The sequence below is a fragment of the Agromyces sp. NPDC058484 genome (assembly GCF_042720415.1).
Classification (GTDB): domain Bacteria; phylum Actinomycetota; class Actinomycetes; order Actinomycetales; family Microbacteriaceae; genus Agromyces.
Window position 1 is genome coordinate 12,255 of sequence record NZ_JBHXMP010000014.1, and the last position, 20,035, is coordinate 32,289.

General features: G+C 71.5%; 21 protein-coding genes. 6 read left to right on the forward strand and 15 right to left on the reverse strand.

Annotation, left to right across the window (positions count from 1 at the left end; translation table 11 throughout):
- Positions 1-2: 2 nt before the first annotated feature.
- A complete protein-coding gene (locus ACFWN7_RS12310; protein WP_376939101.1) occupies positions 3-1,127 on the reverse strand; it encodes a polyprenyl synthetase family protein in 1,125 nt (374 codons plus the stop codon).
- A 115-nt stretch (positions 1,128-1,242) separates the two neighbouring features.
- Positions 1,243-1,944: a demethylmenaquinone methyltransferase gene (locus tag ACFWN7_RS12315; protein WP_376939102.1), complete on the reverse strand. Its 702-nt coding sequence runs from the start codon at positions 1,942-1,944 to the stop codon at positions 1,243-1,245.
- 207 nt (positions 1,945-2,151) lie between these two features.
- Here ACFWN7_RS12315 and ACFWN7_RS12320 point away from each other — a divergent pair, with 207 nt between their 5' ends.
- Complete coding sequence (locus ACFWN7_RS12320) at positions 2,152-3,447, forward strand: isochorismate synthase MenF (protein WP_376939103.1); 1,296 nt, start codon at positions 2,152-2,154, stop codon at positions 3,445-3,447.
- A gap of 280 nt (positions 3,448-3,727) precedes the next feature.
- On the opposite strand, the gene ACFWN7_RS12325 is transcribed toward ACFWN7_RS12320, so the two are convergent.
- The 3 genes from ACFWN7_RS12325 to ACFWN7_RS12335 form a co-directional block, all read right to left on the reverse strand.
- Positions 3,728-4,585: a polyphosphate kinase 2 family protein gene (locus ACFWN7_RS12325; RefSeq protein WP_376939104.1), complete on the reverse strand. Its 858-nt coding sequence runs from the start codon at positions 4,583-4,585 to the stop codon at positions 3,728-3,730.
- A 106-nt stretch (positions 4,586-4,691) separates the two neighbouring features.
- Complete coding sequence (locus ACFWN7_RS12330) at positions 4,692-5,162, reverse strand: riboflavin kinase (protein ID WP_376939105.1); 471 nt, start codon at positions 5,160-5,162, stop codon at positions 4,692-4,694.
- Positions 5,149-5,628 (reverse strand): flavin reductase family protein, encoded by a 480-nt coding sequence (locus tag ACFWN7_RS12335; protein ID WP_376939106.1) that lies wholly within the window; start codon positions 5,626-5,628, stop codon positions 5,149-5,151. The genes ACFWN7_RS12330 and ACFWN7_RS12335 overlap by 14 nt, the downstream gene beginning before the upstream one ends.
- A 144-nt stretch (positions 5,629-5,772) precedes the next feature.
- On the opposite strand from ACFWN7_RS12335, the gene ACFWN7_RS12340 reads away from it, so the two are divergent.
- The gene (locus ACFWN7_RS12340) at positions 5,773-6,366 is read left to right on the forward strand and encodes a PadR family transcriptional regulator (protein WP_376939107.1); all 594 of its coding nucleotides are present in this window, start codon (positions 5,773-5,775) and stop codon (positions 6,364-6,366) included.
- 20 nt (positions 6,367-6,386) lie between these two features.
- Here the strand turns inward: ACFWN7_RS12340 and ACFWN7_RS12345 are convergent, their stop codons facing one another.
- From ACFWN7_RS12345 to ACFWN7_RS12375, 7 genes are all read right to left on the reverse strand, one after another.
- A complete protein-coding gene (locus tag ACFWN7_RS12345; RefSeq protein ID WP_376939108.1) occupies positions 6,387-7,259 on the reverse strand; it encodes a ribokinase in 873 nt (290 codons plus the stop codon).
- Between the two features lie 12 nt (positions 7,260-7,271).
- Complete coding sequence (locus ACFWN7_RS12350) at positions 7,272-8,636, reverse strand: NtaA/DmoA family FMN-dependent monooxygenase (RefSeq protein ID WP_376939109.1); 1,365 nt, start codon at positions 8,634-8,636, stop codon at positions 7,272-7,274.
- Positions 8,637-8,681: 45 nt separating this feature from the next.
- Positions 8,682-9,542, reverse strand: a complete 861-nt coding sequence (locus tag ACFWN7_RS12355) for an ABC transporter permease (RefSeq protein WP_376939110.1) — start codon at positions 9,540-9,542, stop codon at positions 8,682-8,684.
- Entirely contained in the window at positions 9,539-10,357 is an 819-nt protein-coding gene (locus ACFWN7_RS12360; RefSeq protein WP_376939111.1) for an ABC transporter ATP-binding protein, read from the reverse strand. Before ACFWN7_RS12360 ends, ACFWN7_RS12355 begins: the two co-directional genes overlap by 4 nt.
- Positions 10,357-11,466, reverse strand: coding sequence for an ABC transporter substrate-binding protein (locus ACFWN7_RS12365; protein WP_376939112.1), 1,110 nt, complete (start codon positions 11,464-11,466; stop codon positions 10,357-10,359). The genes ACFWN7_RS12360 and ACFWN7_RS12365 overlap by 1 nt, the downstream gene beginning before the upstream one ends.
- A 508-nt stretch (positions 11,467-11,974) precedes the next feature.
- On the reverse strand, positions 11,975-13,861 hold the full coding sequence (gene menD / locus ACFWN7_RS12370; protein WP_376939113.1) for a 2-succinyl-5-enolpyruvyl-6-hydroxy-3-cyclohexene-1-carboxylic-acid synthase: 1,887 nt from the start codon (positions 13,859-13,861) through the stop codon (positions 11,975-11,977).
- On the reverse strand, positions 13,854-14,417 hold the full coding sequence (locus tag ACFWN7_RS12375) for a PLDc N-terminal domain-containing protein (protein ID WP_376939114.1): 564 nt from the start codon (positions 14,415-14,417) through the stop codon (positions 13,854-13,856). The genes menD and ACFWN7_RS12375 overlap by 8 nt, the downstream gene beginning before the upstream one ends.
- 93 nt (positions 14,418-14,510) lie before the next feature.
- Between ACFWN7_RS12375 and ACFWN7_RS12380 the strand changes: the two genes are divergently transcribed.
- On the forward strand, positions 14,511-14,795 hold the full coding sequence (locus tag ACFWN7_RS12380) for a DUF4229 domain-containing protein (protein WP_376939115.1): 285 nt from the start codon (positions 14,511-14,513) through the stop codon (positions 14,793-14,795).
- A gap of 12 nt (positions 14,796-14,807) precedes the next feature.
- Here the strand turns inward: ACFWN7_RS12380 and ACFWN7_RS12385 are convergent, their stop codons facing one another.
- Positions 14,808-15,800: a 1,4-dihydroxy-2-naphthoate polyprenyltransferase gene (locus tag ACFWN7_RS12385; RefSeq protein ID WP_376939116.1), complete on the reverse strand. Its 993-nt coding sequence runs from the start codon at positions 15,798-15,800 to the stop codon at positions 14,808-14,810.
- Between the two features lie 44 nt (positions 15,801-15,844).
- Here ACFWN7_RS12385 and ACFWN7_RS12390 point away from each other — a divergent pair, with 44 nt between their 5' ends.
- Together ACFWN7_RS12390 and ACFWN7_RS12395 are read left to right on the forward strand one after the other, a co-directional pair.
- A complete protein-coding gene (locus ACFWN7_RS12390; RefSeq protein WP_376939117.1) occupies positions 15,845-16,120 on the forward strand; it encodes a type II toxin-antitoxin system Phd/YefM family antitoxin in 276 nt (91 codons plus the stop codon).
- Positions 16,117-16,545 (forward strand): type II toxin-antitoxin system VapC family toxin, encoded by a 429-nt coding sequence (locus ACFWN7_RS12395; RefSeq protein ID WP_376939118.1) that lies wholly within the window; start codon positions 16,117-16,119, stop codon positions 16,543-16,545. The genes ACFWN7_RS12390 and ACFWN7_RS12395 overlap by 4 nt, the downstream gene beginning before the upstream one ends.
- A 37-nt stretch (positions 16,546-16,582) precedes the next feature.
- On the opposite strand, the gene ACFWN7_RS12400 is transcribed toward ACFWN7_RS12395, so the two are convergent.
- Positions 16,583-17,029, reverse strand: a complete 447-nt coding sequence (locus ACFWN7_RS12400) for a MarR family winged helix-turn-helix transcriptional regulator (RefSeq protein ID WP_376939119.1) — start codon at positions 17,027-17,029, stop codon at positions 16,583-16,585.
- A gap of 97 nt (positions 17,030-17,126) precedes the next feature.
- Between ACFWN7_RS12400 and ACFWN7_RS12405 the strand changes: the two genes are divergently transcribed.
- On the forward strand, positions 17,127-18,608 hold the full coding sequence (locus ACFWN7_RS12405; RefSeq protein ID WP_376939120.1) for an MFS transporter: 1,482 nt from the start codon (positions 17,127-17,129) through the stop codon (positions 18,606-18,608).
- A gap of 110 nt (positions 18,609-18,718) precedes the next feature.
- Here the strand turns inward: ACFWN7_RS12405 and ACFWN7_RS12410 are convergent, their stop codons facing one another.
- Positions 18,719-19,843 (reverse strand): AMP-binding protein, encoded by a 1,125-nt coding sequence (locus ACFWN7_RS12410; protein WP_376939121.1) that lies wholly within the window; start codon positions 19,841-19,843, stop codon positions 18,719-18,721.
- Between the last annotated feature and the right edge of the window lie 192 nt (positions 19,844-20,035).

Here is a 20,035-nt window from a genome sequence, read left to right on the forward strand (position 1 = left end):
CATCAACTCTGTCGCTCGACGATGGTCTCGGCGAACCGCGTGAGCGCCTTCTTGACGCCGCCCTCGGGCAACGGGGCGAGCACGTCGACGGCGTCGCGCGCCCAGCGGTGCGCCTCCGCGAGCGTAGCGCGCGTGGCCTCGTGATCGCGCAGTTCGGCGACGATCGCATCCACCGTCTCGCGCGACGGCACGATGCGCGACGCGAGGGTGTTCGTGTCGAACGGGTCGCCGGCGACGGCGGGGTCGGTCACGATGATCACGTCGCGCTCGATGCGCCGCAGCAGGTCGGCGGATGCCGCATCCGCCTTCGCGATCTCGGCGAGACGCAGCAGGGGCAGCGTGACCACCCCGGCGCGCAGGTCGGTGCCGGGGACCTTGCCGGTCTCCTCGGGCTGCGGCGACAGGTCGATGACGTCGTCGATGAGCTGGAACGCCACGCCGATCTTCTCGCCGAACTCGACGACCGGCGCCTCGAACACGGGATCGGCGCCCGAGAACACGACGCCCGACTGCGCGGCGGCCGCGATGAGCGAGCCGGTCTTGTCTGCGAGTACGCGGATGTAGTGCGCGACGGGGTCGACGCCGCCGGCGGGGCCCACCGTCTCGTGCAGCTGGCCGAGCACGAGCCGCTCGAACGTGTTCGCCTGCAGGCGGATGGCGCGCTCGCCGAGGCTCGCCATGAGCTGGCTCGCCCGTGCGAACAGCAGGTCGCCCGTCAGGATCGCGACGGAGTTTCCCCACACGGTCTGGGCGCTCGGCACGCCGCGGCGGCGGTCGGAGTCGTCCATCACGTCATCGTGGTAGAGCGAGCCGAGGTGCGTGATCTCGATCGCCTCGGCCGCCGTCACGACGTCGTCGGTGATGCCCGCGCCGAGCTGCGCGGTGAGCAGCGTCAGCATCGGGCGCACGCGCTTGCCGCCCGCTTCGAGCAGGTAGCGCGACGAGACATCCGCGATCGAGTCGGCGAAGCTCACCTCGCGCAGGAGGCCCGCCTCGACCCGCTCGATGCCGGCGTCGATCGCCTTCGCCATCGCCCGGTCGGCGGATGACGCGAAGACGCGTTCGCTCAGGCCGAGGTTCGCGGCGAGCGCGGAGCCGCGACGGGCGCCCGGGTGGCTCGGATTCACGCCCCCAAGCCTACCGGGGGCGGGCAGCAGCGGGCGTGCTCACCGAATCGGTCGTCGGCTCGTCATCGCAGCACGCAACCGGCCCGGCCGGACTCCGAGGCCGCGGGTCGCGGCTCTACCGCTTGCGGCCGCGGTGCAGGGCGACGACTCCCATGGTGAGGTTGCGCCACTCGACGTCGACCCAGCCGGCCTCGCGCAGCCAGGTGGCGAGCTCGCGCTGGTCGGGCCACGCGTTGATCGACTCGTTGAGGTACTCGTAGGCGGTGTCGTTCGAGCTCGACAGCCTCACGAGCGAGGGCATGACGTAGCGCTGGTACGCGTGGTAGCCGGCGCGCACGAACCCGACCGGGGGGCGCGAGAACTCGCACACGACGAGTCGCCCGCCGGGCTTCGTCACCCGCGAGAACTCGGCGAGCGCACGCCTCGGATCGTTCACGTTGCGCAGGCCGAACGAGATCGTGACGGCGTCGAACTCGTCGTCGCCGAACGGCAGCTTCGAGGCATCCGCTTCGACGAAGACGAGGTTCGCGACCCCCGCCTGCCGCCTGCGGCCGACCTCGATCATGCCCGGTGAGAAATCGGCGGCGACGACGGATGCCCCGGACTTCGCGAGACTCGCACTCGACGTGCCCGTGCCGGCGGCGACGTCGAGGATGCGCTCCCCCGGCTGCGGGTCGACCGCGCGCGTCGTCGCGACGCGCCACAGCGGCGCATTCCCGACGGAGAGCACGGTGTTCGTGCGGTCGTACCGGGCGGCGACCCGGTCGAACATCGCGGACACCTGGCCGGGGTCCTTGCCGAGGTCTGCGCGCGTCATCCCTCGAGTCTACGGCGGGGCGCTCACCGGTTGGCCGACGCGGTTCGCCCGACGCTTCCATGCATTGGAATGCTTTGCGCCCCGACCCCGTCGGAGGCCGCCTCCGAGCTCGCCGGCCACGTCGCGTTCTGGCGCGGGGTCGAGGTCGTCGCGGCGTAGGCCGCCGCTGTCACGGTGCAGGCGGGGCTCGCGACGTAGGCTGATGCGGTGAAACACACGGATGCCGCGACTCGCGCCGGCGGCGCGCGGCTCGTCGTGCGCACCGAACCGACCGACGAGCTCGCGCCGCTCATCCCACGGGCCGACCCGCGGCATCCGCTGCTCTGGATGCGACGCGGCGAGGGCATCGTCGGCCTCGGCGAGGCGGTGCGCATCGAGACGAGCGGCCCGAGCCGGATCGCGGATGCCGCGGCGGCATGGACGTCGCTCGCCGCGCTCGCCGACGTCGACGACCGGGTGGGCCTGCCCGGAACCGGGCTCGTCGCGTTCGGCGCGTTCGCGTTCGCCGATGGATCCGCGTCGACGAGCGTGCTCGTGGTGCCCGAGCTCGTACTCGGCCGTCGCGACGGGCGGGCGTGGGTCACGCGCATCGCGCTCGCGACCGGGGATTCCGAGGCGACGGATGCCGCGGCATCCGCAGCCCTCACCCTCGAGATCCCCGAGCCGGCGGCGAAGCGCCGCGTCCCGCGGGTGACGTTCGCTCCTGGGGCGGTGCCGCCCGAGGAGTACGAGGCCGCCGTCGCCGAGGCGGTGCGCCGCATCGACGCCGGCGAGCTCGCGAAGGTGGTGCTCGCCCGGCAGCTCGTCGGCGAGCTGCACGAGGAGGACGGCCTTCGGGCGACGATCACCCGTCTCGCCGAGGACTACCCCGACACCTGGGTGTACGCCGTCGACGGACTCATCGGCGCGAGCCCCGAGACGCTCGTGCGCGTCGACCACGGCACCGTCTCGGCACGCGTGCTCGCCGGAACGACCGCACGTGGTGCCGGCGAGGCATCCGACCGCGAACGCGCCGCCGACCTCGCGGCGTCGCCGAAGGACCTGGCCGAACACGCCCTCGCGGTCGCGAGCGCCGTGAAGCGGCTCGCGCCGCACACCGCCCGGCTCGACGCGAGTCCCGAGCCGTTCACTCTGCAACTGCCGAACCTCTGGCACCTCGCCACCGACCTGAAGGGCACGCTCGGCGACGGCTCGAGCTCGCTGGATCTGGTGCAGGCGGTGCATCCGACCGCCGCGGTCGCCGGCACGCCGCGCCGCATCGCGCTGCGCACGCTCGCCGAGCTCGAGGGCTTCGATCGGGGTCGGTATGCCGGGCCGGTCGGCTGGATCGACGGCGACGGCGACGGCGAGTGGGCGATCGCGCTGCGCTGCGCGCAGGTCGACGGCGACGGCACGGTGGCCGCATATGCCGGATGCGGCATCGTGCACGACTCGGTGCCCGCCGACGAGCTCGCCGAGACCGTCATGAAGTTCCGGCCGATCGTGGAGGCGTTCGGCGGCTGACGAGCTGCGCGGTTCGCGGAGCGCTGCCTCGTCGCATGCGGGCCGCGAGAGTTTCTCCTCGGCGTATGCCAGTTCCGCCTCATCGGAGCACGGAGAGCCTCGTGCACGTCGCCTGCACGAGTTGCCACCCGACTCGCGGGAGGATGTGCGGGCCAGTCGCCTCTGCGCCCGCCTCATCGCGGTGCACCGAAGCGTGGCACTGAGGGGGAACTGGCATACGCCAGAGAGAGAACGACTTGGGACAGGGGCCGGCGGCCGGCGGCCGGCGGCCGGCGGAGCGTCAGCTCGCCGCGAGCCGCGCCTTCTCGGCCGCGATGTCGAAGTCGGCGGGCGGCCAGTCGAGGTCCATCGCCTCGAGGGCCTGGATGAGCAGGTGCTGCACGACCAGCCGCGCGTACCACTTGTGGTCGGCGGGCACGACGTACCACGGGGCATCCGGAGCCGTGGTGCGGTCGAATGCGATCTGGAACGCCTCCATGTACTTCGGGCGCAGCAGGCGCTCGTCGATGTCGCCGGGGTTGAACTTCCAGTGCTTGTCGGGGCGATCGAGGCGCTCTTGCAGCCGCTCCTTCTGCTCGTCTGCCGAGATGTGCAGCATGACCTTGATGATCGTCGTGCCGGATGCCGCGAGCTGCGCCTCGAACTCGTTGATCGCGCCGTACCGGCGCTCGATCTCGTCGGCCGGGGCGAGCTGGCGCACACGACCGATGAGCACGTCCTCGTAGTGCGAGCGATCGAACACGCCGATCATGCCCGCATCGGGCACCACCTTCTCGACGCGCCAGAGGAAGTCGTGCGCGAGCTCCTCGTCGGTCGGCTTCTTGAATGCGGTGAGGGCGACGCCCTGCGGGTCGACCGCGCCCATGACGTGCTTGACGATGCCGCCCTTGCCCGCCGTGTCGAGCGCCTGCAGCACGAGCAGGATACGCCGCTCGTCGTCGCCGCCGCGGCTGTTCGCGTAGAGCAGCTCCTGCTGCTCGGCGAGGATCGCGGCGCCGACGGCGAGCGCACGCTTGCCGTCGGCCTTGTCGCCGTCGAACCCCGGCGTCGCGTGCGGATCCACATCGTCGAGCCGGAACCCGTCGCCGACCCGCAGCAGTTCGCTCGGGTCCTCCGTCCAGAACGACTCGCGGTCCATGTCACGCTCCCCTCGCGCGCCCCGGCGGACGCGCACGACCCATCCTGCCGAGCGAGCGGATGCCGCGACAAGGCCCCCGTTCGCTGAGCTCGTCGAAGCGAGCACGTCACTCGATCTCGGGCCGAGGCATCCGCTGAAGGGCCGCCCGCGACCTCCGCACGTCGGCGGCGGTGTGATCGATCAGTTCGTCGAGCGTCGAGAAGCGCCGCATCGGCCGCAGCAGCTGCGCGACCCACACGACGACGCGTCGTCCGTAGAGATCGGCCGCGAGGTCGTGGATGAACACCTCGACGCGACGCTCGGCGACGTCGTCGAACGTCGGGTTGTTGCCGATGCTCATCGTGGCGCCGAACACGTCCCGGGAAGGCTGGATTGCGACCCAGCACGCGTAGACCCCATCGGGGGGAAGCCCCGCTTCCTCGTGCGGCGCGACGTTCGCCGTGGGAAAGCCCAGGAGCCGGCCCCGCCCGTTACCTCCGACGACGCGCCCCGTGAAGCTCGGCACGCCGCCGGTGACGCCGGGGGCGGCCGCCGTCACCATCGCGGAGTCCGCGAGTGCGTGCTCATCGATCTGCATGCAGCTCTCGGAACTGGCTCTGGTGGAACACGAGCGGCGTGACATCCGGGAACGTCTCGGCCTCGTGCACCTCCATGAGCACGATCTCGTGGTCGCCGCCGTCGAACGTCGACCGCACCTCGCACTCGAGCCACAGGGCCGCGTCGTCGATGAGCACGGCGCCGTCGTCGGTGGCGTGCCACTGCGCATCCTCGAAGCGGTCCACCGCTCGAGCGGAGAGCCGGCGGCACAGCACCTCGTGCTCCGACCCGAGCACGCTCATGCCGAGGCGGCCTCGCGTCGCCAGCGTCGGCCACGTGCTCGAGGTGCGTGCGACGCTGACCGCGACGAGCGGCGGGTCGAGCGAGATCGAGGTGAACGAATTGACCGCCATGCCGACGGGCCGCTCGTCGACGAGGGCGCACACCGCCACGACCCCGGTGGGAAACGCGGAGAACGCCTTTCGCAGCGCCACCTGAGGTGACATCTCTTTCACATTGGCTTGGCCCGACATCCGAGACCCTCCTGTCGTGTGGATCGTGTAGTCAATTTTGACTATCTCTCTTCATTGTATGCACACTTGATCATGCAAAACAAGTCGGAGCGGCAGACTTTGACGTACGATGGGCGCATGTCGTCTACCACGCGTCTCGTCGTGCTCGGCGCCGTTCACCAGTTCCAGCCCGTGCACGGGTACTTCCTCCGGAGAGAGCTGATGACCTGGCATGTCGACGAGTGGGCCAACATCCAGCCCGGTTCGATCTACAACGCCCTCCGCTCCCTCGAGCACGACGGGTACGTCGAGGAGGGCGGCACCGAGACGAACGGCAAGCGGCCCGCTCGCACCACCTACCGCACGACCCCCGAGGGCGAGATCGAGCTGCTCCGGATGCTGCGGGACACCCTCTGGAACGTCGAGAGCTTCGACACCAAACCCGTGATGGTCATCGCATCGTTCATGTTCATCCTGAGCCGCCAGGAGGTGATCGCCGGGCTCGAGCATCGCATCAACAAGATCGACGCGATCATCGTCACCAACGGCTACCACATCGAAGACACCGCCCGCTCGGCCACGACCCCGAAGTACGTGCGCGAGATCTTCGAGATCTCCACGGCTCGACTCCGGGGTGAGCAGGCGTGGGCGCGAGGACTCGTCGGACGACTCCGGGCCGGCGAGTACACCTTCGCCGGCGAGGCGATGCCGGCGGCCGCCGCCCCGGTGTAGGGCTCCGGCCGCCGGCACCCTCATGCCGCCGTGACGAGCCGATCGATCGCCGCGGCACTGAGGCGCTCGGTCTGCGCCCCGACCGCGGTCGCGACGATGGCGCCCGCGGCCGATGCGCGCCGCACGGCCGTCTCCAGTCCGAGACCCTTCGCGAGCTCCGCGGCGAGCGCACCGCAGAACGCGTCGCCGGCGCCGGTCGTGTCGACCGCGTCCACGGCGAACGCCGGGATCCGGGTCGCCGCCGCGCCGGGCCGGTGCAGGCGTGCGCCGGCCTCGCCGAGCGTGACGACGACCGCACCGGCTCCCGAGTCGAGGAGCCCCTCGACACCGCCGAGACTGCGCTCCTCGGACTCGTTCACCACGAGGACGTCCACCTCGCCGAGGAGCTCGAGGGCTGCCGACGACGCGGGCGCCGCGTTCAGGATGGTGAGCGCTCCCGACCGGCGGCCGGCGGACAGCGCCGCACCGGCCGCCTCGACGGAGATCTCCAGTTGCACGAGCGCCACGGCCGCACCCTCGACCGCCGCCGCGGCGATCCCCGGACCCAGCGAACCGTTCGCTCCTGGACTCACGACGATGCTGTTGCCGCCGCCCGGAAGCGCGAACACCTGGGCGAGCCCGGTCGGAGCATCCGGCACATCGTGCAGGTGGCGGTCGTCGATCCCCGCCGCCTGCGCGATGCCGCGAAGCCACGCCCCGTCGGGATCGGCGCCGACTGCCCCGCAGAACCGCGTCGGCGCTCCGGCCCTCCGGGCGGCGACCGCCTGATTGAACCCCTTGCCGCCGGGGAACCGCCCCAGCGGCTGCCCGAGCAGGGTCTCCCCCGGCTCGGGCAGCCGCTCGAGGCGGACCATCACGTCGAGGTTGACGCTGCCGACCACGCAGACCGACATGCTGTGCTCCGATCAGGCCGCGCGAGCCTCGGCGGCGACCCGATGGGCCGCTGCCGGGTGCTCGTCGGGCAGGGTCGCGCTCTCGGAGCCCAGCAGCCGCTGGCGGAGCGTCGGCGCGTCGTAGTGATCTCCGGCCGCCCCGCGCTCCCGCAGGATGGGCAGCACGTGCTCGACGAAGTCGAGCGTCGAGCCGGGCTGGATGACGGGCGAGAGCAGGAACCCGTCGAGGTCGGCGCCCTCGGCGAGCTCGCACATCCGGTCGGCGATCTCCTCCGGAGTGCCGACGACCGGCCGCGCCCCGACACCGTGCGCGTGCCAGTCCCTGAGCACGTCGCCGACCGTCTTCCCGGCGAAGCGCGCCACCTGGGTCTGCGACAGCTCGGTGTGCAGCTCGGTCATGGGCGTGTCGGGCGCGTACGACGAGAGGTCGAGCCCGGTGAACCACGCGTACGAGGCCACCGCGACATCCGGATCCTGCGAGTCGAGCACGCGCTGGTACTTGCGCTCGGCGTCCTCGCGCGTCTTGCCGATGACGCAGGCGAACGCCGACATCACCTTGACCGAGTCGGGCCGGCGCCCTGCCGCCAGTGCCTCGGCGCGGATCGCCCGCGTGTGGTCGGCGAGCTGCTCGACGGTGCCCGCGCCGATGAAGATCGCCTCGCCGTGGCGCCCGCCGAAGCTGCGACCCGCCGGTGAAGCGCCCGCCTGGAAGAGCACCGGCGAACCCTGCGGTGAGTACGCGGTGTTGCCGTAGCCGTGGGACCGGAAGTACGGGCCCTCGTGGGCGATGCGGTGCACCTTGGCGGGGTCGGCGAAGTGGCCGGCCTTGTCCTTCTGGAGCGCGTCGGGCTCCCAGGCGCCTTCCCACAGCTTGTAGACGACGTCCATGAAGTCGTCCGCCATGCGGTAGCGCTCGTCGTGGGCGACCATCGGGATGCCGAAGGCCGCGACCGCGGTCTCGGCGGTGCCCGTCGTGACGACGTTCCAGCCGATCCGGCCGCCGGAGAGCTGGTCGAGGCTCGCCATGCGCCGGGCGAAGGCGTAGGGCTGCTCGGTGAGGATCGAGCCCGTCATCACGAGACCGAGGTGCTCGGTCTGCGGCACCAGCGCCGCCCCCACGATCGCCGGGTCGAGGCGGGGCAGGTCGAGCCCCTCCACCGAGCAGATCTCGGGCCGGCTGCCGTTCACGTCCGCCCAGCCCCACGCGTCGGCGAGGAAGAGGAAGTCGAACTTCGCCTCCTCGCAGATGCGGGCGATGTCGCGCCAGTACCCGAGGGTGTCGAACAAATGCCGGGTGTTCTCGGGGTGCCGCCACGTCGCGGTGCCGGAATCGTTTGCCTGGGCGTTCTCGAAGAGCCCGAACCGGAGTTGCTTCATTTTCTTATTGCCTTTCAGCTGTTCACTGCCACTTGCCCGGAATGCTCACCGCGCCACGACGTCGCCGTCGCTCCACCAGAGCACGCGCTTGCGCACGACCGCGAGGAGGGCGACGAGCATGACGCCGAGCACGCAGAGGAGCGTGATGCTCGCCCATGTCACCGGGAGGTTCGCCTGTGCGGCCGACGTCGTGACGAGCGATCCGAGGCCCGCCTGCTGGCCCGCGGCGACGAACTCGGCAACCGCGGCGCCGACGACGGCGAGCGGCAGCGCGATCCGAAGACCGGCGAACACGTACGGCATGGAACCCGGGAACCGGAGGTCACGGAAGATCTCCCACCTGCTCGCGTGCAGGGTGCGCAGCACGTCGAGCGCCCTGACGTCGACGTCTCGCAAGCCCGCGAGCGAGTTCACGAGCATCGGGAAGAACACGACGAGCGCGGTGACGATGTACTTCGGCAGCATGCCGAAGCCGAACGCGACCACGAGGGCGGGCGCGATCGCGACGATCGGCGTGACCATCACGACCACGACGAGCGGCATCATCGCGCGTTCCATCAGGCGGAACTCCGCCATCACGACCGCGAGCAGGAAGCCGGCGACGATGCCGCTGGCGGCGCCGATCACGACCTCCTGGAGGGTGACCAGGAAGTTCGCCCAGTACATCGCCGGGTCGCCGGCGAGACTCGTCCAGATCGCGTCGAGCGTGGGGAGCACGTAGGGGTTGGTGATGGCGATGACCTGCCAGAGCAGGGCCGCGACCGCGAAGGTGACCGCGGTCGGCAGCCAGTTGCGCCAGTGCGCCCACTTCGGCAGCTTCCGCTGCTCCCGGCGCGCGACGCGGGCCTCCGCGAGCTCGACAGCGGTGATCGACGCGGTCGCGCCGATGGTGTTGATCTCAGTCATCTGGCCTGCTCCATCACGTCGTAGAGCGCCGATCGCACGACGCCCTCGAGGTCGCGGAACTCGTCGGTCGCGTAGGCCTCCACGGTCCGCGGTCGCGGGAGGTTCACGTCGATCACCTGGGCGATGCGGCCCGGATGCGCCGCCATCACGATGATCCGGTCGGAGAGCATGATCGCCTCGGGAACCGAGTGCGTGACGAAGAGCACCGCCTTGCGGTTCGACTGCCAGAACTCGAGGAGCCCCAGGCGCTGCTGGTCGCGATTCATCTCGTCGAGCGCGGAGAACGGCTCGTCCATGAGCAGGATGCTCGGGTCGAACGCGAATGCGCGCGCGATCGCCGCACGCTGCTGCATGCCGCCCGACAGCTGACCGGGGTACTTGTCGAGCGCCGCACCGAGGCCGAAGGAGGAGAGCAGCTCCCGGGGATCCCGCAGCGTGCGGCCCTCGTTCGCCTTGCGGTTCACGTTGATCGGGAGGCTCACGTTGTCGACCACCGTGCGCCACGGCAGCAGCGCCGGCGATTGCGGTACGAGTCCGATGAGCTTGTCGCGCGCGGCGGACCGCACGGTCTCGCCGTCGACGGTCACATTTCCCTCATCGGCGTCGACGAGCCCGGCGACGACCTTCAGCAGCGTCGACTTGCCGCATCCGCTCGGCCCGATGACCGAGACGAACTCGCCCATGCCGATCGTGAGGCTCACATCGTCGAGCACCTTCACGCGCTCGCCATCGGCGCCGAACGACTTGGACACGTTCGCGACCCGAACGCCGCCGGTCTGCACCGGCGCCTCGACGGTCGCCGCCGGCCCGGGCATCACTTGCCCGGCCAGACGAGCGTGTCGCCGTCGTAGAGCTCGGCGACGAGTTCGGTGTCCATCATGTCCTCGAGCGCCGGCAGGTCGGCGACGCCGCCGTACTGCTTCACGAGCTCGTACTCGGACTGCCACGCCTCGGCGGTCTGCACGCCGGGCGTGCCGCTCTCGCTGTCGCGGACCCAGCCGGACTCGACCGCCCACGTGCGCTCCTGCTGGTCCTTCGGGAACGCGGCACCCTGGTTGTTCTGCTCGGCGAGACCGCTGATCAGGTCGACGCACTCCGCGTCGTTGGCGAGGCAGTGCTCGAGCGCCTTGAGGCTCGCCCGCATGAAGTCGGAGGCGACCTCGCGGTGCTCGGCGAGGAATGCGGAGTTCACCTCCATCACGTTGTAGGTGCCGCCGACCTCGTAGTCGGCGGGGAGGAACTCGTTGAACGGCAAGCCGAGCGACTTCAGCTTCTCGGGCTGGTTCGAGGCGTACCCGACGATCGCGTCGACCTGGCCGCGGGTGACGACGGTCGGGTCGTAGTTCGTCATCTTCACGAGCTCGACCTTCGAGACGTCGACTCCGGCCTCGTCGAGCATCGCCGAGGCGACGGGCGTGAGGTTGATGAAGTACCCGAGCTTCTTGCCCTCGAGGTCCGTCAGGCTCTCGACGTTCTCGTTCGCGAAGATCGAGAACGGCGAGGTGTTGCCGTAGGTCGCCACCGCCGTGAGGTTGTGGCTGTTCGCCGCGGCGAGCATCACGTCGGATGCGGAGCCGAGGGCGGTGAACTGCGCCTGACCGGATGCCACGAGCTGCTGCCCGTTCGCCCCGGACGCGTTGATCTCCACATCGAGGCAGAGCGCGTCGAAGTAGCCGAGCTCCTCGGCGAGGAAGACGTCCATCTGCCCGGCGCTGGCGGAGTAGCCGTAGCCGGAGATGTAGGTGATGGTGCCGACGGCTTCGTTGCGTTCGCACGTCTGCTCGTCGACGATCACGTCGGCGCGTGCCGAACTGTTGGATGCGGTCGCGTCCGCCGCGCAGGCGCTGAGCGCCACGATCGCTGCGAGTGCACCGGCGCCGCCGGCGAACCGGCGCAGCGCCTTCATGTCGAGAAACTCCGCCATTGGATCTTTCCTTCCTGGGCCGTTCATCGTTGGATGGCTCATCGAAGGTTACATAATCAATCTTGACTGTGCAAACTTGGTCCAGAACTTGGGACGGATGGCTCGCTACGCACGCGAAGGCATCCCGTCGCGACCCGGGAGCGCCTTGCCGCCATTCGAAGGCAGCCCGCCACGCGGCCCATCGGGCGCGCTCTCCGCCGCCGGACGATCCTGCGATTCCCGGATTCCTGTGACTCGTCCCGCACATTCCCGGGATTCGCGGGGTGTCGCCCGCCCGCACATTCCCGGGATTCGCGGGGTGTCGCCCGCCAGCGCGGGTGTCGCCCGCCCGCACATTCCCGGGATTCGCGCGGTGTCGCCCGCCAGCAGGCTGCGTCAGCGGCGGCGGCATCAGCTGCGGCGGGCGTCCACGCTGCATGTCTCGTTCCGTTGAGGGTGCTTTTCGGCCAGATCCATGGCTGGCCGCGCAGCATCTGGCCGAAAAGCACCCCGAAGGGGTTCGAACGCGTCAGCGCGGGATGGGCACCTCGACGAGCTGCGGAGCGTCGATGCGGCCGGCGAGCGCCTCGTCGAGTTCCCCGCGGGTCGTCGCGCGCACGTAATCCCAGCCGTAGGCCGCCGCGAGGGCGGCGAGATCGACCCGCTGGGGCGTGTACTGCACGCGATCGAACGCCTCGGGCGGCGCCGTGCCGGCGACCTCGAGCGCGTCGAAGATCGTGCCGCCGCCGTCGTTGCCCACGATGACCTGGATCCTCGGCCGCGGCTCCCCCGCGCCGAGCAGCAGCGACCCGACGTCGTGGAGGAGCGTGAGGTCGCCGACGAGGGCGCGGGTGACGCCCGTGCGGGCCGAGGTGATGGGCGCGGAGGCATCCGTCGCCCGTTGCTCACCGGGAACCGCCGACTGGCTCGCGATCGCGATGCCCAGCGACGTGGCGACCGTGCCGTCGATGCCCGCGAGGCCGCGATTCGCGTGCACCGCGATGCGGCGGCCGGGCACGGCGCGGTCGGCGTCGCGGATGAGGCGGGATGCCCCGAACACGAGCCGGTCGTGCGGCCAGGTCGCCGCCCAGACGGCGTCGACGAGCATCCGCCGCGTGACCGGGGCGCGCATCGAGTCGAGCTGCGCGCGCATGTACTCGCGTTGCGCCGCGTAGTCGGACACGTGGCCGGTCTCGTCGATGCCACTGCGAACGGCGCCGCCCTGAGCCTGTCGGGCGCCGCCCTGAGCCTGTCGAAGGGATGCCCCGGACGGCAGCCCCGCATCCACGAGCGCCCGGCTCGCCTGCACCCATCGGCCGACCCACGCCGGGTCGTCGGTAGACGTCTGGCCCGGGGCGACGTGCACCGCGCGCTCGAAGCGCCCGACGCGATGGCCCGGGTTGAACCACTCGATGCCGGTGGGATCGACGGCGATCGTCTCGACGCCGTCGCGCTGCACGAGCGCCGGCACCTCGCGCGAGAGTGTCGGATGCCCGAACACGACGACGCGTTCCACGACGTCGCCGAACCCCGGCTCTCGGAGGAGCTCGCGGTAGGCGACGACGAGGTTCGGCCCGAAGTGGGCGCCGCTCGAGACCTCGGCCAGGAGCGGCCAGCCGCCCGCACGCGCGAACTCCTCGGCGGCCGGGCCGGCGCCCGCGCCCGCGACGACGACCGTGCGCGGCCCGGATTCGATGGGCGCGCCGTGCAGCTCGTCGGCGACCCGGACGGGGGCGGCAAAGCGGTCGGGGCCGGCGGATGCCGCGGCATCCGCTCGCTCGGACCGCGGAGCCTCGTCGAGCGCGATCACGGCCGAGAGCGGCTCCCGGTACTGGAGGTTCAGGTGCACGGGACCGGGACCGGGGTGCGGCGTCGGTTCGCCCGCGGCGTCGCGGCCGAGCGCCGCGGCAACGGCGTCGCGGGCGAGGCGCGTCGCGGCATCCGCTTCGCCGGGCTCGCCCTCGGGGGCGCCGATGTCGCGCTCGAGGCGCAGCGCGCCCGCGAAGATGCCCGGCTGCATGGTGGTCTGGTTCGAGCGGATGCCCCGGAGGTCGGCCGGCCGGTCGGCCGAGCAGACGATGAGCGGCACCCCCGAGTGATGCGCCTCGAGCACGGCGGGGTGCAGGTTCGCGACCGCGGTGCCCGATGTCGTCACGACGATCGCGGGGCGGCCGGACTCGACGGCGGTGCCCAGTGCGAGGAACGCCGCGCCCCGCTCGTCGATGCGCACGTGCAGGCGGATCGCGCCGACGCGCTCGAGCTCGGCGGCCGCGAGGGCGAGCGCCTGCGAGCGGGAGCCGGGTGCGACGACGACATCGCGCACCCCCTCGCGCACGAACGCGCTGAGCAGCGTCATCGCGGCGTCGCTCGCGGGGCTCCACCGGACGGCGGCCCGACGAGGCGCCGGGTCAGCCATTCGGTCGCCCGGCGGGGCCCGCCTCACCCGGCGCATCGGGAGCGTCGGGGTGCTTGTGCTCGGTGCCGAGCGTGTCTCCGGTGCCGAGCTGGTCGGCACCGAGCTGGTCGGCACCGCGCTGGTCGGCACCGCGCGGGCCGCTGCCGAGCGGGTCTCCGGATGCCGCGACCCCCGGGGCGCGGCCGGCCGCGTTGCCCTTGGTGCCGGGGCCCTCGATCTGCCGCGGCTCGTCGGCGTCGAGCTCGGCCAGCTCCTGCTCCATGCGGCGGATGCGCTCGTCTTGCGCGGCATCCTCGCGCAACCGGCGCAGGAACTCGACGTCGTCGTCGGGGGCGACCGTGCGCCCACCGCGTGTCGCGCCGATGCGGTTCGCGCGGCCCCGGCCGATGATGAACCAGAGCAGCCCGCCGATGATGGGCACGAAGATGATGACCACGATCCACCAGGCACGGCGCAGGCCCCGGATGCGCGTGCGGTCGAAGAACGCGCAGTCGGCGACGGCGTAGATCGTGAAGATCACGGCGGCGACGCCGAGTCCGAAGAGCAGCCGGGCCATATCCTCAGTGTAGGCGCGTCCGCGTGCACGGCGGCTGTGAGTGGCTGGGAGACGCTGTGCGACCGCCCAGCGACTCCGACCTACACTGTCAGGGTGAAATCCGTGCCTGTCTGGATCTGGTACACCGTGCTGCGCATCGTGCTGTTCGCGGTGCCGCTCGCCGTGCTGCTGGTCGCGGGCGTGAACCCGTGGGTCTCGACCGCGGTCGCCGCCGTGTTCGGCCTGAGCGCGTCGCTGATCTTCCTGCGCCGCCCGCGCGAACAGATCGCGACCGACCTCTATGCCGCCCGCCACCGCGAGGAGCCCGTCGTGCGGGCCGACGACGAGGAAGAGGATGCCGCGGTCGACGCACGGGATCCGGAGCGTCGCGAGCCGTAGCCTGGCCCGCGCTCAGAGCGCGAACGCCAGCCCGAGCCCGATTCCGTAGGCGAGCGCCGTGAGGCTCGCGAGCTGCAGCGCCGTCAGGAGCTCGCGCGCCGTCTTCGCCCACAGCGTGATGACGCACGCGGGCAACGCCAGGAGCAGCGCGAACTGCACGAGGAGCGCCGTCGGATAGAACAGTGCAAAGAACCCGGCGATCGCGAACGGCACGAGCATGAAGACCGTGAACAGGATGCGCCCGCCGAGCGGCCCGATCAGCACCGCGAGCGTGCGCTTGCCGGCCACCCTGTCTTGCCTGACGTCGCGGAGGTTGTTCGCCATGAGCACCGCGCACGCGAGAAGTCCCACGCCGACGCCGCCGAGCCACGCCTCGAGGTTCACCGTGAGCGCCTGCACGTATGCCGATCCCGCGGTGGCGACGAGGCCGAAGAACACGAACACGAACAGCTCGCCGAGGCCGTGATAGCCATATGGCCGCTTTCCGCCCGTGTAGAACCAGGCGGCGATGATCGCCACCGCGCCGACGGCAAGCAGCCACCACTGGCCGGTGACCACGGTGAGTGCGAGTCCTGCGATCGCGGCGAGCGCGAAGAAGCTGAGCGCGACGGCCAGCACCTGCCTCGGCTTCGCCGCCCCCGACCCCGTGAGGCGCGCGGGGCCGACGCGGTGATCGTCGGTGCCGCGCACCCCGTCGGAGTAGTCGTTCGCGTAATTCACGGCGATCTGCAGCGCCAGCGCGACGACCAGCGCCAGCAGTGCGCGGGCCGGATGCCACGGGCCGTCGGCGATCGCGACGACGCCCGCTCCCGTGCCGAGCGCGACCGGGGCGATCGCGAGCGGCAGGGTGCGCAGGCGTGCGCCGGCAACCCAGTCGGCCGCCGTCGCGGGACCGCGGGCCGCAGACGGGCCGGCCGCCGCCTTCGCGGGGTTGCCCGAACGGCCGCGCGCGGCGGCGCGGTTCACGTCGGCGGGGTCGATGCGCTGGTGCTTCGGGCGTGCCACGCACCCATGCTAGTTCGATGCCCGATTGTGGCTATAATCGACGTATGGCTGTAGCCACTTCTGAATCGAGGGTGGGCGTCCGCGACCTCCGCGACGCGCTGAGTCGCCATCTCGCCCGAGTCCGTGCGGGCGAGACCGTCATCGTCACCGACCACGGCCGGCCGATCGCTCGGCTCGTGCCCTACGAGACAGTGTCGCCGCTCGAGCGGATGATCGCCGAGGGGTTCGCCCGCCCGCCGTTGCGCCCGAGGGCAGCTCTCCCTGCTCCGATCACGGCCGCGGGCACCGTCTCCGACCTCATCGCCGAGCAACGGCGGTGATCGCCTACCTCGATACTTCGGCGATCGTGCCATTGATCATCGACGAGCCCACCTCCGCCCGATGCCAACGCGCGTGGCTCGCATCAGACGAGGTCGTCGTGAGTCTGCTCGCGTACGTCGAAGTGGCGGCCGCGCTCGCCCGCGCCGAGCGCATGGGCCGACTCGATGCGAACCAGCATCGTGATGCGATGGTCGCGCTCGAGCACGTCTGGGCGGCGGTCGCGGTTGTCGAACCTCGCGAAGAGACTGTGCTGCACGCAGCATCGCTGAGTCGCCGATTCGGACTCCGCGGGTACGATGCCGTGCACTGCGCAACCGCTGTCGAGACGTCGAGTGACGACTTCGTCGCCGTCAGCGGCGACCGGGATCTGATCGCCGCCTGGCGCGATCTCGGCCTCGCGACGATCGACACGACGAGCGTCTGACTCGATCGCAGCCCGCGATGTCTCGCGACGGCTTACCTCAGCGGACGTCCTTGACGGCGTCGAGGTAGCGGGCCACGACCTCGAGCTCGTCGCGCGTGAACCGATCGTGCACGCGCTGCATGCCTGCGAGAACCCCGACGTACGGGTCGTCGTCCCCCCCGCCGCCGGCGTTCGGCAGTGCGTCGGGGAGGGCGCGCACGACCACCCGGCGCCGATCGTTCGGGTCGGTCGTGCGTTCGATGTAGCCGTGCCTCTCGAGCCGGTCGAGCACCCGCGTCGTCGTGCTGGTGGGCAGCTCGGTCAGCCGGCTCACCTCCCCTGCGGCGATCGGCCCCCCGCTCCGGGCGATGAAGCCGAGCGCCTGCAGGTCGACGACGTTGAGCCCGAGCGAGCGGGCGATGCGTTCGTTGGTCATCACCGAGGAGGCGATCACGAGCTGGAAGAGCTCGATGATGCGACCGGCGACTTCGGCCTTGCTTGACATCGTCGATCCGACTCCTTATTGTTCCCAATATGGGATTATCCCACATTGCAACTATTCCAACTCGGAAACACCACAAGCCTACGAAAGGACGACGAGCATGACCAGCACCCCGCGCCGCGGGCTCGCCATCGGCATCCTCCTCTTCGCCTCGTTCATGGATCTGCTCGACGTCACCATCGTGCAGGTCGCCCTGCCGTCGATCGGCGCCGACCTCGAGGCATCCGACGCCCAGCTCGAGTGGATCGTGAGCGGCTACATGCTCGCCTTCGCCGTCGCCCTCATCACGGGCGGCCGACTGGGCGACCTCTACGGCCGGCGTCGCATCTTCCTCGTCGGCGTCGCCGGATTCACCCTCACGTCGGCTGCCGCCGCCGCCGCGTGGTCGGGCGACGTGCTCGTGGCCACCCGCATCGCCCAGGGCCTGTTCGCCGCACTCATGGTGCCGCAGCTCCTCGCGTCGGTGCAGGCGCTGTTCAGCCCGCGCGAGCGCGCCCCGATGTTCGGGCTCATCGGCGGCGTCGCCGGGCTCGCCGCCGTCGCCGGCCCGGTGCTCGGCGGCTGGCTCGTCGACGCCGACCTCTGGGGGCTGGGCTGGCGGAGCGTGTTCCTCATCAACATCCCCGTGGGCGTCGTGATCTTCGCGCTCGCCGCCCGGTTCGTGCCCGAGACCCGTTCGCCGCGGCCCATGCGGCTCGACCTGCCCGGCGTGGTCCTGATCAGCGCAGTGGTGCTCGCGCTCCTGGCGCCGCTCGTCGAGGGCCATTCACTCGGCTGGCCCGCCTGGCTCTGGATCCCCGTCACCGCCGGCGCCCTGCTGCTGGTCGTGTTCGTCGCGTACGAACGCCGGCGCATGCGCCGCGATGGTTCGGCTCTGCTGCCGATGCCGCTGTTCGCCGATCGGGGCTTCTCCGCCGGCATCGTCGCGCAGGCCGCGTTCCAGGGTGCGCTCAACGCGTTCACCCTGCCGTTCATCATCTACCTGCAGGTCGCCCTCGGTTTCGACGCGCTGACCGCCGGGCTGAACCTCCTCGCGTTCAGCCTCGGCGCGTTGGTCGGCACGGGGGCGGTGATCCCGCTCGTTGCCCGCATCGGCAAGTACCTGGTGACGGCCGGCGCGATGGTCCTCGCCGCGGGCATGATCTGGGTCTTCGCCATCGTCGCCGGCACCGGCCCGGCGTTCACCGGATGGGCGGCGGTCTGGCCGATGCTGCTGGCAGGATTCGGCTTGGCGCTGCTCATCATCCCGCTCGTGGATGTCGCGCTCGCCACCGTGCCGGTCGCCGATGCGGGCGCGGCATCCGGTGCCTACAGCACCTTCCAGCAGCTCGGCGCGGCCGCCGGAGTCGCCGTGTCGACGACGGTGTTCTTCACGATCGTCGGCGACGACTGGAGCCGCGCGCACGTGCTCGACGCCCTGCAGGCATCGGTGCAGGTGGCGGTCGCCGGCCTCGCGATCGCGGCGCTGGCGAGCCTCTTCCTTCCGAGCCGCGCCCGGGTGCAGGCGCATCTGGAGGAGGCCCGACGGCTCGCCGAGGCCGACGCGGAGGCGGATGCCCCGGCGCCGGTGTACTCGGGCTGACGCACGCCTGCGTCGGTTGATACCGACCCGCCCCGGCCTGCCGGCCCTGTCGCGTCGCGACCACGACACTGATGCCACCTGGGCATCAGTGTCGTGGTCGCGTCGCGTGGCTATGACTGACCGTCGCGCACGAGCTCGTGGAGTGCGCGGCGGTCGGGCTTGCCCGAGGCGAGCCGCGGCATCCGCTCGACGAGCACGACTCGCGCCGGGCGGGCCGCCGGCGGAAGGCCCGCCGCGTCGGTCGCCACGGCGAGCGCGTCGAGGGCAGCGGATGCCGCGGCATCCGTCGCCTCGACCACCACCGCCGCCCGCTCGCCCCACTCGGCATCGGCGACGCGCACGACCGCGGCATCCGCGAAGCCCGGAACCGCGCGGACCGCCCGCTCGACCTCGCCGAGCACCACCTTGATGCCGCCCGAGATGATCACGTCGTCGGCGCGTCCGCGGATGTGCAGCACCCCGTCGTGGGCGAGCTCGCCGAGGTCGCGGGTGCGGTACCAGCGGGTGCCGTCGGCGTCGGTCGTGAAGGCGGCGGCGGTGCGCTCGTCGTCGCCGAGGTAGCCGTCGGCGAGCGTCGGGCCGCCGAGCTCGACCTCGCCGCGCCGCCCTGAGCCTGTCGAAGGGTCGGCGATGCGCACCCGCACGCCGGGCAGCGGGCGTCCGTCGTAGACGCATCCGCCCGCGGTCTCGCTCGAGCCGTACGTGCGCGTCACCCGCACCCCGAGCGTGTCTGCGGCGACGACGAGCGACGGCGACGCGGACTGACCGCCGAGCAGGACGCGGTCGAACCCGCGCAGCGCCTCGGCGATCGCACGGTCGTCGCGCGCCGCCTCGACGAGCCGGGCCAGCTGCACGGGCACGAGCGACGCGAATCGGAGGCCGACGGGATCGAGCCGAGCGGATGCCGCTGCGAACGCCGCCGGGTCGAAGCGGTCGCCCTCGAGCACGACCGGCTCGGTGCCCGCGACGATCGATCGCACGAGCACCTGGGCGCCGGCGATGTAGTGCGCCGGGAGGGCGAGGAGCCACTGCCCGGGTCCGTCGAGCGCGGTCTCGGTGGCGGCGGCGCTCGCGCGCAAGGCGGCCGCCGAGAGCAGCACGCGCTTCGGGGCATCCGTCGACCCGCTCGTCTCGACGACGAGCGCGACGTCGTCGCCGACCTCGCTCGCGCCGTCACTCGCGCCCTCACTCCCGAGACCGCCGCCGCGTTCCGGGGGTGGGTTGCGGCCATCCACGCCGCCGCTCACATCCACCGGTGGCCGAAACCCACCCCCGGAGTGAATTCGGGGGGCGGATTGGGTTCTGGGGGCAGAGGAAACTCGCGGGGCGGACGTCGCAGTCGCACGGGGCGGAGCTTCGCCGGGGACGGGCCACACGGCGGGGCCGCCGTCGAGCGCGACGCGAAGCGCGTGAGTCAACGCCGGGAC

What these genes read in the sequence shown, in the direction of transcription:
- ACFWN7_RS12315 (WP_376939102.1), bottom strand. Translation starts at nt 1,944, where the DNA reads ATGACGCGCGCAGACCTCGGCAAGGACCCCGGCCAGGTGTCCGCGATG.
- ACFWN7_RS12325 (WP_376939104.1), bottom strand. Translation starts at nt 4,585, where the DNA reads ATGGACCGCGAGTCGTTCTGGACGGAGGACCCGAGCGAACTGCTGCGG.
- ACFWN7_RS12330 (WP_376939105.1), bottom strand. Translation starts at nt 5,162, where the DNA reads ATGCAGATCGATGAGCACGCACTCGCGGACTCCGCGATGGTGACGGCG.
- ACFWN7_RS12335 (WP_376939106.1), bottom strand. Translation starts at nt 5,628, where the DNA reads ATGTCACCTCAGGTGGCGCTGCGAAAGGCGTTCTCCGCGTTTCCCACC.
- ACFWN7_RS12340 (WP_376939107.1), top strand. Translation starts at nt 5,773, where the DNA reads ATGTCGTCTACCACGCGTCTCGTCGTGCTCGGCGCCGTTCACCAGTTC.
- ACFWN7_RS12345 (WP_376939108.1), bottom strand. Translation starts at nt 7,259, where the DNA reads ATGTCGGTCTGCGTGGTCGGCAGCGTCAACCTCGACGTGATGGTCCGC.
- ACFWN7_RS12350 (WP_376939109.1), bottom strand. Translation starts at nt 8,636, where the DNA reads ATGAAGCAACTCCGGTTCGGGCTCTTCGAGAACGCCCAGGCAAACGAT.
- ACFWN7_RS12355 (WP_376939110.1), bottom strand. Translation starts at nt 9,542, where the DNA reads ATGACTGAGATCAACACCATCGGCGCGACCGCGTCGATCACCGCTGTC.
- ACFWN7_RS12360 (WP_376939111.1), bottom strand. Translation starts at nt 10,357, where the DNA reads ATGCCCGGGCCGGCGGCGACCGTCGAGGCGCCGGTGCAGACCGGCGGC.
- ACFWN7_RS12365 (WP_376939112.1), bottom strand. Translation starts at nt 11,466, where the DNA reads ATGGCGGAGTTTCTCGACATGAAGGCGCTGCGCCGGTTCGCCGGCGGC.
- menD (WP_376939113.1), bottom strand. Translation starts at nt 13,861, where the DNA reads ATGGCTGACCCGGCGCCTCGTCGGGCCGCCGTCCGGTGGAGCCCCGCG.
- ACFWN7_RS12375 (WP_376939114.1), bottom strand. Translation starts at nt 14,417, where the DNA reads ATGGCCCGGCTGCTCTTCGGACTCGGCGTCGCCGCCGTGATCTTCACG.
- ACFWN7_RS12390 (WP_376939117.1), top strand. Translation starts at nt 15,845, where the DNA reads ATGGCTGTAGCCACTTCTGAATCGAGGGTGGGCGTCCGCGACCTCCGC.
- ACFWN7_RS12400 (WP_376939119.1), bottom strand. Translation starts at nt 17,029, where the DNA reads ATGTCAAGCAAGGCCGAAGTCGCCGGTCGCATCATCGAGCTCTTCCAG.
- ACFWN7_RS12405 (WP_376939120.1), top strand. Translation starts at nt 17,127, where the DNA reads ATGACCAGCACCCCGCGCCGCGGGCTCGCCATCGGCATCCTCCTCTTC.